12 protein-coding genes and 1 pseudogene are annotated in these 12,027 nt (G+C 62.8%); 10 read left to right on the forward strand and 3 right to left on the reverse strand.

Annotation, left to right across the window (positions count from 1 at the left end; translation table 11 throughout):
- Positions 1-33: 33 nt before the first annotated feature.
- From FCU66_RS04090 to FCU66_RS04115, 6 genes are all read left to right on the forward strand, one after another.
- On the forward strand, positions 34-1,200 hold the full coding sequence (locus FCU66_RS04090; RefSeq protein ID WP_168991967.1) for a D-alanyl-D-alanine carboxypeptidase family protein: 1,167 nt from the start codon (positions 34-36) through the stop codon (positions 1,198-1,200).
- Between the two features lie 142 nt (positions 1,201-1,342).
- A complete protein-coding gene (tmk, locus tag FCU66_RS04095; RefSeq protein ID WP_136619434.1) occupies positions 1,343-2,017 on the forward strand; it encodes a dTMP kinase in 675 nt (224 codons plus the stop codon).
- Positions 2,014-3,069, forward strand: coding sequence for a DNA polymerase III subunit delta' (locus FCU66_RS04100; RefSeq protein WP_136619435.1), 1,056 nt, complete (start codon positions 2,014-2,016; stop codon positions 3,067-3,069). Before tmk ends, FCU66_RS04100 begins: the two co-directional genes overlap by 4 nt.
- Positions 3,070-3,210: 141 nt before the next feature.
- Positions 3,211-4,761 carry a methionine--tRNA ligase gene (metG, locus tag FCU66_RS04105; RefSeq protein WP_136619436.1) on the forward strand — a complete coding sequence of 517 codons (1,551 nt, stop codon included), beginning with the start codon at positions 3,211-3,213 and terminating at the stop codon, positions 4,759-4,761.
- Positions 4,761-5,573, forward strand: coding sequence for a TatD family hydrolase (locus FCU66_RS04110; RefSeq protein ID WP_136619437.1), 813 nt, complete (start codon positions 4,761-4,763; stop codon positions 5,571-5,573). The genes metG and FCU66_RS04110 overlap by 1 nt, the downstream gene beginning before the upstream one ends.
- A gap of 3 nt (positions 5,574-5,576) precedes the next feature.
- Entirely contained in the window at positions 5,577-6,395 is an 819-nt protein-coding gene (locus FCU66_RS04115; RefSeq protein WP_136619438.1) for an MBL fold metallo-hydrolase, read from the forward strand.
- Positions 6,396-6,408: 13 nt separating this feature from the next.
- On the opposite strand, the gene FCU66_RS04120 is transcribed toward FCU66_RS04115, so the two are convergent.
- From FCU66_RS04120 to FCU66_RS04130, 3 genes and pseudogenes are all read right to left on the reverse strand, one after another.
- Positions 6,409-7,176 (reverse strand): GNAT family N-acetyltransferase, encoded by a 768-nt coding sequence (locus FCU66_RS04120; RefSeq protein ID WP_136619439.1) that lies wholly within the window; start codon positions 7,174-7,176, stop codon positions 6,409-6,411.
- A 194-nt stretch (positions 7,177-7,370) separates the two neighbouring features.
- Positions 7,371-7,781 (reverse strand): annotated as a pseudogene (locus tag FCU66_RS04125) (M41 family metallopeptidase); the annotation flags it as partial.
- A 91-nt stretch (positions 7,782-7,872) separates the two neighbouring features.
- Positions 7,873-8,883, reverse strand: a complete 1,011-nt coding sequence (locus FCU66_RS04130; protein ID WP_246093767.1) for an AraC family transcriptional regulator — start codon at positions 8,881-8,883, stop codon at positions 7,873-7,875.
- Between FCU66_RS04130 and FCU66_RS04135 the strand changes: the two genes are divergently transcribed.
- The 4 genes from FCU66_RS04135 to FCU66_RS04150 form a co-directional block, all read left to right on the forward strand.
- Positions 8,855-9,589: an SDR family oxidoreductase gene (locus FCU66_RS04135; protein WP_136619441.1), complete on the forward strand. Its 735-nt coding sequence runs from the start codon at positions 8,855-8,857 to the stop codon at positions 9,587-9,589. The two genes, FCU66_RS04130 and FCU66_RS04135, sit on opposite strands and share 29 nt — an antisense overlap.
- 89 nt (positions 9,590-9,678) lie before the next feature.
- Positions 9,679-10,185, forward strand: coding sequence for an ester cyclase (locus tag FCU66_RS04140; protein ID WP_136619442.1), 507 nt, complete (start codon positions 9,679-9,681; stop codon positions 10,183-10,185).
- A gap of 61 nt (positions 10,186-10,246) precedes the next feature.
- Positions 10,247-11,158 carry an agmatinase gene (locus tag FCU66_RS04145; RefSeq protein ID WP_136619443.1) on the forward strand — a complete coding sequence of 304 codons (912 nt, stop codon included), beginning with the start codon at positions 10,247-10,249 and terminating at the stop codon, positions 11,156-11,158.
- 372 nt (positions 11,159-11,530) lie between these two features.
- Positions 11,531-12,027 (forward strand): alcohol dehydrogenase catalytic domain-containing protein (locus FCU66_RS04150; protein ID WP_168992245.1); only part of this gene is annotated, 497 nt, incomplete at its 3' end.

The raw sequence follows: 12,027 nt of genomic DNA on the forward strand, positions 1-12,027 counted from the left end.
TTGCCGGCCGTGCCGGCCAACGGGTCGAACATCATGCAATTGCGCTTGCTCCCGCCTCTCGCCGGGCTTCTGGTTTTTGGCCTGCTGCTGTTTTCCCAGGCTCCGGCCCGTGCGCAGCTTTTCGAGACCAAGGCCGCGCAGGTCTTCATGATCGACGCAGAGACCGGGACGGTGCTGTTTTCGAAGGATGCCGACAAGCCGATACAGCCGGCCTCGATGGGCAAGCTGATGACCATGGAAGTGGTCTTCAACGCGATCAAGTCGGGCCGGCTGAAGCTCGACGACACGTTCGTGGTCAGTGAAAACGCCTGGCGCAAAGGTGGCGCGCCTTCGGGAACATCGACGATGTTTGCCAAGCTCAAGTCGTCGATCCGGCTTGAGGACCTCATTCAAGGCGTGACCGTGCAGGCGGCCAATGACGGCTGCATCGTCATCGCCGAAGGCATGTCCGGATCCGAAGACAATTTTGCTGCGCAGATGACCGAACGCGCCCGCCAGATCGGCCTCAAGACCTCGACTTTCGTCAATTCGACCGGCCTGCCGGCGGGTGGCCAGCAGACGACCGTGCGCGAGTTGGCACTGCTCGCCGTGCACCTGTGGCGCGATTATCCGGATTTCTATCGCTATTATGGCCAGAAGGATTTTACCTGGAACAAGATCTCGCAGAGGAACCGCAATCCGCTTCTGGCGATGGATATCGGCGCCGATGGCCTGGCGGTCGGCGCGAGCGAGGTGTCGGGTTTCGGCATCGTCGGTTCGGTCAGCCATAACGGCACGCGGGTGATCGCGGCGATGAGCGGACTGGCCAACGACAAGGAGCGCGCCGAGGAGGCGCGAAAGCTGCTCGACTGGGGCGTTCGCTCCTTCGAGAAGACCGAGATCTTCGCCAAGGACGAAGTGGTCGGCGAGGCCCAGGTTTTTGGCGGCGCCAAATCCGGGGTGACGCTGAAGGCCAAGGGCCCGATCGACATTTTCCTGCCGATCACCAACCGCGACAAGCTGACCGCCAGGATCGTCTACAACGGCCCGGTTGCAGCACCGGTGGAGGAGGGGCAGCCGGTGGGTGCGCTGCGTGTCTGGATCGGCGACACGTTGAGCCAGGAGACACCGCTTTTCGCCGCCGAGTCGATCGGCGTCGGCACGCTGCCGCAGCGCGCGCTCGATGCCGTCAAGGAACTGGCGGTCGGCTGGCTGCGCTAAGGCATGTCGCCCAAAAGTGGTCCCGGTTTTGGGGAAACGACATGCATAGAAGCAAAAAATCGACGGCATGGACGTTTTCCCGAACGCGGACTATCTAGAGCGCTACAATCAATCCACTCATGCAAGGACAAAGGCCTTTCGATTGGCGCGCGGATTTTTCATCACCTTCGAAGGCGGCGAAGGAGCAGGCAAGTCGACGCAGATCGAGCGGCTGGCCAGGAAGATGCGCGCCAAGAAATACGATGTCCTCCTTACCCGTGAACCCGGCGGCTCGCCGGGCGCCGAAGCGGTCAGGCACGTGCTGCTTTCGGGCGCCGCCGAACCCTTCGGGCCGAAGATGGAAGCGCTGCTTTTTGCCGCCGCGCGGTCCGATCATGTCGAGCAGGTCATCCGGCCGGCGGTCGAGCGTGGTTCCATCGTGCTTTGTGACCGTTTCCTCGATTCCTCGCGCGTCTACCAGGGCGTCACCGGCGGCATCGACCCGGTGTTCATGGAGACGCTGGAGCAGGTCGCCATCAACGGCATGATGCCGGACATGACGCTGATCTTCGACATCGATCCGGCGGAAGGGTTGAGGCGCGCAACGCTGCGGCGCGGCACCGAGGCAGTCGCCGACCGCTTCGAAAAGGAGACGCTGGCGATCCACCAGGCCCGCCGCGAGGCGTTTCTGGCGATCGCGGCGGCCGAGCCGGAACGCTGTATCGTGGTCGACGCAGCCGTCGATCCCGATGCGGTCGAGAATGTCGTCACCGCCGCCGTCTTCGCGGCGCTGGAAGCGAGAACGCCGGCGCGCGACAGGCAGGCGACACCGGCATGATTTTTGAGCGCATCGCACCCGAACAGCACGACACGCTGGACGGCGTGCCGGAGCCATCCGAAACGCGACGCCTGGTCGGGCATAGCCAGGTTGCGGGCATGCTCACCGCTGCCTATCGTGCGGGAAAGCTGCCGCATGCGCTGATCTTCTCCGGACCGGTCGGCATCGGCAAGGCGACGCTGGCCTTCCATCTTGCGCATCATCTCCTGAAGCACCCGGATTTCACGCAGGCGCCGGAAAGCCTTGCTACTCCCGATCCGGCTTCGTCGCTGTTTCGCCAGATCGCCACCGGGGCGCATCCCGGCGTGCTGCATCTGACCCGGCCGCTGAACGACAAGACCAAGAGTTTCAAGACAGTCGTCACTGTCGATGAAATCCGCAAAGTCAGCCGCTTCCTGTCGCTCACCTCGCATGACGGCAGCTACCGGGTCGTCATTGTCGACCCCGCCGACGACATGAACACCAATGCCGCCAATGCCTTGCTGAAGAATCTGGAAGAGCCGCCGGCACGAACCCTGTTCATCCTGATCGTCCACGCACCGGGCAGCCTGCTGCCGACGATCCGGTCGCGCTGCCAGGTGGTGCGATTGACGCCACTCGACGCCGACGAGCTGATGGCGGTGCTGGAAACGGCGGAACCGCCGCCGCCGGACGACCCGGCTGCGCGCGCGGCACTGGTCGAGCGGGCAGGGGGCAGCGCCCGCAACGCCATCCTGTTGACGCAGTATGGCGGGCTGGAGATCGCCTCGACGCTCGACGCCCTGGTTACGGGAAGAAAGAGCGATGTCGGCGGCGCATTTCGCCTTGCCGAAGCGGTGGCCGGCCGCGACCAGGCGATCCAGTTCGATATCTTCAACCGCCGGGCGCTGGACCTGTTGTCGGACGCGGCAAGCCAGGCAGCGCTGGCGGGCGATCTCGCACGGGCCAAAACCCTGTCGGACACTTGGCATGAGGCGCTGGACGCTATATCTGAGACCGACACCTACAATCTCGACAAGAAGCAGCACGCCCTGACCATGATCGACCGCCTGAATTCTGCAATGCGAATGTGACGGCCTTTTCGATGCATGCCGTTGTCCCCAAAACCGGGGCCACTTTTGGGCGGCATGCATTGGGCTCGGGATGGCAATCGCCGTCCCGATGCGATATCCACCGCCACGCCTTTCCATTCAGACATTCATGACGGTTCATTCATGTCACGCGACACATTCTACATCACCACCCCGATCTTTTATCCGAACGGCAAGCCGCATATCGGCCACGCCTATACGGTCATTGCAACCGACGCCCTGGCTCGCTTCCAGCGCCTGGACGGCAAGGACGTGTTCTTCCTGACCGGTACCGACGAACATGGCCTCAAGATGCAGCAGACGGCCGAGAAGGAAGGCATAACGCCTCTGGCGCTGGCCGACCGCAATTCGGCGATTTTCCGCGCGATGACCGAGGCGATGGGCGGCTCGAATGACGAGTACATTCGCACGACGGAACCGCGCCACTATGAATCCTGCCAGGCGATCTGGAAAGCGATGGCCGCCAATGGCGACATCTATCTCGACCGCTATAGCGGCTGGTACTCGGTTCGCCAGGAAGCCTATTTCGACGAGGGCGAGACGACTGTCGGCGACGATGGCGTGCGTCGCGAACCGCTTGGCTCGCCCGTCGAATGGAACGAGGAAGAAAGTTATTTCTTCCGGCTTTCCGCCTATCAGGACAAATTGCTGGCGCTTTATGAGAGCCAGCCCGACTTCGTCGGTCCGACTGAGCGCCGCAACGAGGTGCTCAGCTTCGTCAAGTCCGGGCTGAAGGATCTGTCGATCTCGCGCACGACCTTCAAATGGGGCGTGCCGGTGCCAGGCGACGACAAGCATGTGATGTATGTCTGGGTCGACGCCTTGACCAATTACATCACCGCCGCCGGCTATCCCGACACAAAGGCCGAGCAATGGCGCTATTGGCCGGCCACGCACATCATCGGCAAGGACATTGTCCGCTTCCATGCGGTCTACTGGCCGGCCTTTCTGATGTCGGCCGGCATCGAGTTACCAAAGCGCGTTTTCGCGCATGGCTTCCTGTTCAACCGCGGCGAGAAAATGTCGAAATCGGTTGGCAACGTCGTCGATCCATTCGCGATGGTCGAGCACTACGGTCTCGATCAGGTGCGCTACTTCTTCCTGCGCGAGGTGCCGTTCGGCAACGACGGCAGCTACAGCCATGACGCGATCGTCAACCGCACCAATGCCGACCTTGCCAATGGTCTCGGCAATCTGGCGCAGCGCTCGCTGTCGATGATCGCCAAGAATTGCGGCGGCGTGGTGCCGCAACGTGGCGACCTGACGGATGCCGACAGGGCGATCCTGGACCAGGCCGCCGCCGCTCTCGATACGGCGCGCAAGGCGATGGCCGAGCAGGGCATCCATCTGGCGCTGGCGTCGATCTTCGGCGTGGTGGCGGAAGCCGACCGATACTTCGCCGGCGAGGCGCCATGGGCGCTGAAGAAGACCAATCCGGAGCGAATGGAAACGGTGCTGTGGACGACCGCCGAGGTCGTGCGCCGCGTGGCGGTGCTGTGTCAGCCCTTCGTCCCGGGCTCGGCCAACAAACTGCTCGATCTGCTGGCGGTCCCGGCGGATAGGCGCGATTTCGCGCATGTCCACGCGGACCATGCGCTGGTGCCGGGCACTGCGTTGCCCGTGCCGGAAGGGGTGTTTCCGCGTTACGTCGAACAGCCGGACGCGAACGTCTGATGCTCGTCGACAGCCACTGCCATCTGGATTTTCCAGATTTCGCCGAGGAGCGGGCGGCCATTGTCGCCCGCGCCAAGGCGGCCGGAATCGGCCGCATGGTGACGATCTCAACCCGCGTGAAGCGGTTTCAGCAAATCCTTGAAATCGCAGATACTTTCGATGAAGTATACTGTTCGGTCGGCACCCATCCGCACAATGCGGCGGAAGAGCTGGACGTGACGTCGGCCGATCTGGTGCGGCTGGCCGCCCACCCGAAGGTGGTGGCGATCGGCGAGGCCGGTCTCGACTATTTCTACGACAAGGCGCCACGCGACGCACAGGCGCAAGGCTTTCGCAATCACATCGCCGCCGCCCGTGAAACGGGGCTGCCGCTGGTCATCCATTCGCGCGATGCTGATGCCGATATGGCTGCCATTCTCGAGGATGAAACAGGGAAGGGCGCCTTCCCCTTCATCCTGCATTGCTTTTCCTCCCGGCGCCGACTTGCCGAGGTGGGCGTCGCTCTCGGTGGCTACGTGTCCTTTTCGGGCATCCTGACCTTCAAGAATTCAGCTGAGTTGCGCGCCATTGCCGCCGATGTGCCGCATGACCGCCTGCTGGTCGAAACCGACGCGCCCTACCTGGCGCCCGTGCCGTTTCGTGGCAAGCGCAATGAGCCGGCCTATGTCGCCCATACCGCCAGGGTGCTGGCCGAAACAATCGGCGTCGGCGAGGCTGAAATCGCTGATCTGACGACGAACAATTTCTTCCGCCTGTTCGGGAAGATGCCGCGACCTCCCGAGCAAAGTGCTTGGCCCGAGCAAAGTGCCTGAACGATGACCGACCGCCTGCGCCTCACCATTCTCGGCTGCGGCTCGTCGCCCGGTACGCCGCGCATCACCGGCGACTGGGGCAATTGCGACCCGGACAACCCGAAGAACCGGCGCATGCGCACCGCCGCGCTCGTCGAGCGGATCGCGGCGAACGGCGGCCGCACGAGTGTCGTCATCGACACCGGACCGGATTTTCGGCAGCAGATGCTGCTGGCCTGCGTCAAACGCATCGATGCGGTCGTCTATACGCACCCACATGCCGACCACATCCACGGCATCGACGATCTGCGTGGTTTCGTCCTCGATCAGCGCCAACTGATCGATGTCCATGCTGACAGCGCAACAATGCTTCGGCTGCGGGAAGCGTTCGGATATTGTTTCGAGACGCCGCAAGGCAGTTCCTATCCGCCGATCGTCAAGCCGCATCTCATCGACCACGCCAGACCGGTGGTCATCGAAGGAGAGGGGGGTGCCCTCACCCTCGAGCCCCTGCCGCAGATCCACGGCGACATCATATCGCTCGGTTTTCGCATCGGCGCGCTCGCCTATTGCCCTGACATCAGTGGCTTTCCGGAGGCCACCGCCGAACAGCTGCGCGGCCTCGACGTGCTGATCATCGACGCGCTGCAGTACCGGACGCATCCAAGTCACCTGTCACTTGGAGAAGCGCTTGAATGGATCGAGCGGTTGGCGCCGAGACACGCCGTGCTGACGCATATGCACGTGCCGCTCGACTACGCCACGGTGATGGCCGAGACACCAGCCAACGTCGAACCCGCCTATGACGGCATGGCGATTGAAATCCCTTATGAATCAGTGTGATGCGAATAGACTTTCATGAGGACTTTCGGCTCCTTGGTGCAAATATGAGCAGCGTTCCGATCCGCTCGTAGCCCATCCGGGGATAAAGCAGCGCCCCGGCATGGGTTGCAGCCAGCACCGAGTACCTCGACCTGCGCGCCCGATCGTCGTGCAACATTTTCGACATCAAAGCCTGGCCAATGCCGCGACGACGGTGCGAAGGCTCGACATACATGCTCGAACACCACGTGGCTCCCACGGCATCCAGGCTGCGCACGCGCCCAACGATATCGGCGCCATCGACTGCCACATACTGGCGCAACGGCGCGCTGTCGCCGAGCAAATCGTCCGCGATCGGCTGCCTGCGGATGATCTTTCCCAACTGCGCCGCCCGTTCGGCTGTCTGCACGCGTTCGACCGAAGCAACAGCAACCGCTGGCGGGCTCGGAATCTGGCGCAATCGGTGGACGAAAAAGCCTTCGGTCCGAAGCAGCCGATAGCCGAGAGCTTTGTAGGCGGTTCGTGTCGGCCCGTCCGGATCCTCGTTCGCGATCGCAACGGAAATGGCAAAGCCCGGCCGTGCATGCTGCCGCACGATGGCATCGGCCTCTTGAGCGGCGACATCATGGACGACCCATTCCTCGCCACGGTAGTCGCGAGGATTCTTGCGCTCGGCGTCGCGCATCAGCCACAACGGTCCGACGCGGCTGGCCTCGTAAGGAAAGGTGCGGCTTCTGTCGGCGCTGAAGCCATGCACGAACACCTCGATCGCCGCTTCGATCTGGCTGCTTGCTCTCGTCATTTCGACAGCCTAGCGTTGGCTATCCGCTCAAGGCAATACGCCACAATTGGCTCAAGCCTATGAAAATCAGCGGCAATTTCCCGTTCTTGGCTAATGCGTCAGTTCCATAATCTATCTTATGCGACTTTGCGATGCGGGTTGCGGAGCGCAGGTCGACCGGAACTGGAAGGACGGTTCCGCTGCCGGCGGTCAGCTTAATGGGGCGGGTCCAGGCAAAAGCGCGGCTGCAGGCCGATCAGATATAACACGTCCTCCGCCGAAAGCGTTTTCTTCCGGAGCAAGGCTTCGGCGATCCTTTCGAGCTCGGTTCGCTTCTCTTCAGCGAGCTTCTTCGCGCGACGGAATTCCACGGCAAGGACGTGTTCCACCCGGGCCTGCAAGCCGCCGTTCATATGCAGCGTCACGAGCAGTTCTTCCTCGCTTGCCCCCGACAGGAACGTGAAGCCTGCACCCAGCCCGTAGGCGGCTTCCACCTGCTGGGCGGTCACGGTGGCGATGTGAAGGTCGGAACCTTTCCTTCCCCCTCCTCCAGCAGACCTCGAACCGAACACAATCTCCTCGTCTGCCAGTCCTGCAAGCGCGACGGCGATCCGGTCGAGGAAGCCGACCTTGGTGCGCTCCGGAAAGACCTGCTCGTCGAAAAACGTCCCTCCTCCCCGTCCTCTTCTGTCGGGCTAAGACTCTATCCGTCGCCGATCATCGTGTTCGAGCGACAGCTTTCGGGGTAGTCCTAAAGGCGCGTCGAAAGGCGTGCGTGAAAGCACTCTGCGACATGTAGCCGAGCTTACTGCCGATGCTTGCTATGTCAGCATCGCCACGCGCCAACGCCGCATGAGCGAGAGCAAGGCGCCACGCCCGCACATAGCCGAGCGGCGGCTGTCCTACCTGGCGGGTGAACGCTGCCGAGAAGGCTGCCCGCGACATGCCGGCCACACTGGCGAGTTGCGCCACCGTCCATGACCGGGCAACATCCCCGTGAACGGCGCGGAGCACACGGCCGAGCCGTGGATCCGAGAGCGCGCCAAGCCATCCGGTCTGGATGCCCTGGGCTCCTTCCGCGTAGGCGCGGATCGCCTCCACCAGAAGCACATCGGCCAGGCGGGCGCTCACGATCTGACTTCCCATGGCGGCCCGTCCCACTTCGCCATTCAAAAGCGTGAGGATCGTCGTCACCGCACCAGATGCCGTCGAGGATCGAGGAACCAGCAGAAAGCCCGGCAGCATGTCGAGCAGGAAGTCCGCGTTTCCCGGCGAGAACGTGACGCTTCCCCCGATGCAGATTGTCTCGTCACCACCAAGGCGCACGACGTCGCGGCCGTCATAGAGGGCCCGACCGTCGAGAAGCGGCAGTGTCGGGTCGCTGGCCACCGCGTAGGTCGTGCGTCCGATCAGGCAGACGTCACCTGCGCTCATTAGTTGAGCGTCTCGCCCCGGCACGATCAACCAGCTGGTTCCTCTCAACAAGGCCACGAACTTCAGTCGATCAAGAGCCGGAAATTCAAGGGCCCAGTGGCCTGCGGCTTCCAGCCGCGTGCGGCGGGTCACTGTCGCGCCGAGGGCGGCCAGCACGTCGGATAGAGGATCAGTCGTCGTGTTAGACGATTGCGATAAATTCATGGATGTTCCGATATATAAAATCTTGCCCGATGCCTTATCTCTGTAGTGAAGGAGAATTGCAATGAGTATAACTGACAAGGTCATCGCCATCACAGGCGCAAGCAGCGGAATTGGGCGTGCGACAGCAAAGCTTCTCGCCCGACGTGGGGCCTTCGTCGTGCTCGGCGCCCGCCGCAAGGATGAGCTGTCCGCCGTCGTCGACGAGATTGCGGCCGCGGGAGGCAAGGCCGTATACAAGACGACCGACGTCCGCCAGCGCGGCGATCTTGAGGCCCTCGTCGGCGTGGCGATCGAGCGGGGCGGCAAGCTCGACGTCATCGTGAACAATGCGGGGATTGGACCTATATCGCGCTTCGATGCTCTGCGCGTGGAAGACTGGGACGCCATGATCGATGTCAATCTACGCGGCACGCTCTATGGAATCGCCGCTGCGCTGCCCGTGTTTCAACGTCAGCAATCAGGGCACATCATCAATATTGTCTCGACGGCCGGGATCAAGATCCTCCCGACCATGGGCGTCTATGCGGCGACGAAGAACGCTGTGCGCACCATCACCGAAGCCCTGAGGCAGGAGGCTGGACCACACCTCAGGGTCACCGAAATATCACCAGGCATGATCTCGACGAACTTTGCAGATTCAATGACCGATCCGGCCGTCAAGGAAGTCATGGGCAAGCGCATCGGCCACCTCGCCATCTCGCCCGATGCTATCGCTCGCGGTGTCGCCTACGCGATCGAGCAACCGGCCGATGTGGACGTCGGCAGCATCGTCATACGACCGACGGCTCAGGATTGATGGTCGGTTTATGTGATGGATCGACGGCCGCTCCCCGCCCCTCGGCAAGCGGGTCAAAAGTGTTTTCACGATAATCAAGGCGCTGAAAAATGAACCGACGTGATATGAGCGCAACGTTGGCGGCAATTCCGCTGCTGGGAATGACTGCGATGAGCACCGCACAGCCGACGAACGACGACGAACTGGCTACGATCTGGGACAAATGGATCGCCATGTGGAATGGCGATCTGGCCATGGCTGACCAGATCATCGCGCCGGACTACAAGCTGCACATGTCCCCGCTGGGAGGCGAGGATCTGTCGATCTATGCCGGACCTGAGGGCATGGCCGGCTGGATCGGCCAGTTGCACGCCGCCATCGATCCCTTCGTCTTTGAAGTCCAGGTCCAGCCATTGTTCGGTGATGGCATGATCGCGGGGCGCTGGCTGGCGAGCGGCACATACAAGGGCGGGTTCCCCGGCGCCAAGGCCGAGCCTGGCACGGCCATCAGGTTTGCTGGCGCCGATTTCCTGCGCGTCGAGAACGGCAAGGTTCTCGAATATTGGCTGAGCTCGGACCAGCTCGACCTGATCAAGCAACTCGGCATGATGGCCTGACCGGTTCCCCCTCAATGACCTCGGTCAGGCAGTTGCGCTGCTACCCGGAGCCCATCGACAAATGACCGCCTCGCCTCCCTTTCTCGGCTTTCCCGATCGCCTCGCCGATGGCCGCATGCCCCATGCGGTGATTTTCGCGGCCGGTCACGGCAGCACCTATCCCGGCAAGGACAGCAGCGGCCATGCCTTGGCGGCCGACGCCATCCGCGCTGCGAGCCAGGACGATGCCGCGCTCATCGAGCACTGGGATTTCGATCTCGGCGGCCCGCTGTTCGGCGGCAAGCCGGTCACTTGCATCGACGCCGGCGATATCTTGACCACCATGCATGACAATGCCGGCAACCGGGCCCGGATCGAGGCGAAAATGCGCGAAATCCTGGCATTGCCGGCAGTACCGATCCTGCTCGGCGGCGATTGTTCCACGACCATTCCTTTCCTCGCCAGCTTTACCGATCACGGGCCGGTCTGGGTCCTGCAGATCGACGCCCATATCGACTGGCGCGACGACGTGGATGGAGAACGCCACGGCTATTCGAGCCCGATGCGCCGGGCGAGCGAGATGCCGCATGTCGCCGGCATCGTGCAGGTCGGCCTGCGCAGCGTCGGCAGCGCGCGTCTCACCGAAATCGAAGCGGCACGGCGCTATGGCAGCCGCTTCGTGACCGCCCGCGAGGTCCACGCCCAGGGCGTCGAAGCCGCACTGCGGCATATTCCGGAAGGCGCGCGGGTCGTCGTCACCCTTGACTGCGACAGCCTCGATCCAAGCATCATGCCGGGCGTGGCGGCGCGCACGCCCGGCGGCCTCACCTACACGCAGGTGATCGACCTGGTCGCCGGCCTCGGCAAGCGCGCCAGGATCGCAGGATTCGACCTGGTGGAGTTCTATCCTCCCGCCGACATTGACGGCCTGTCGGCCCTGACCGCCGCGCGCCTTCTCGTCAATGTGGTCGGCACCATCGTGCGGCAGGTTTGAAACCCGGCTTCCTCTCGTAGCATGACGGCCCGACAAGGTTGCATCCGTTGCCGAGAGGATACCCAGACTCGGGCCTCAGCCTCGGATCGCAACGTGGCATTCAACATCGAATGGCATTGGGCTTCCCGGAGGGAAGTCCCCTATCGACCACACCCGCTCGGACTTCCCTAGAATTGCTAGAGGTTCCGGCCGCGTGCGGCTACATCCGCCGGTGCCTCATCCGCCGGATAGCCGAGATCCTTTTGTTCCGGCAGAGACAGGCCGGCAAGTGCCCTGCGCTGCGTGAAATCCTGATATCGGCGTCGAAACCCTGCGAAGACACGCGCGATATGCCCGGCGGGCAAACCGGCAAAACGCATTGGAGGACGCCTGATGAAAACCCGCGCCGCTGTCGCTGTCGCCGCTGGAAAGCCGCTGGAGATCATGGAGGTCGACCTCGAGGGTCCGCGCGAGGGCGAGGTGCTGGTCGAGATCAAGGCGACCGGCATCTGCCACACCGATGAATTCACGCTGTCTGGCGCCGATCCCGAAGGCTTGTTTCCGGCGATCCTCGGCCATGAAGGCGCCGGTGTCGTCGTCGATGTCGGCAAGGGTGTCACCTCGGTCAAGAAGGGCGACCATGTCATTCCGCTCTATACGCCCGAATGCCGGCAGTGCCCGTCTTGCCTGTCGCGAAAAACCAATCTGTGCACGGCGATCCGCGCAACGCAGGGGCAAGGGTTGATGCCCGACGGCTCGTCGCGCTTCTCGATCGGCAAGGACAAGATTTTTCACTACATGGGCTGCTCGACCTTCTCGAACTTCACCGTGCTGCCCGAGATCGCGCTGGCCAAGGTCAATCCCGACGCGCCCTTCGACAAGATCTGCTA

Source organism: Mesorhizobium norvegicum (assembly GCF_004919685.1).
Lineage (GTDB): Bacteria > Pseudomonadota > Alphaproteobacteria > Rhizobiales > Rhizobiaceae > Mesorhizobium > Mesorhizobium norvegicum.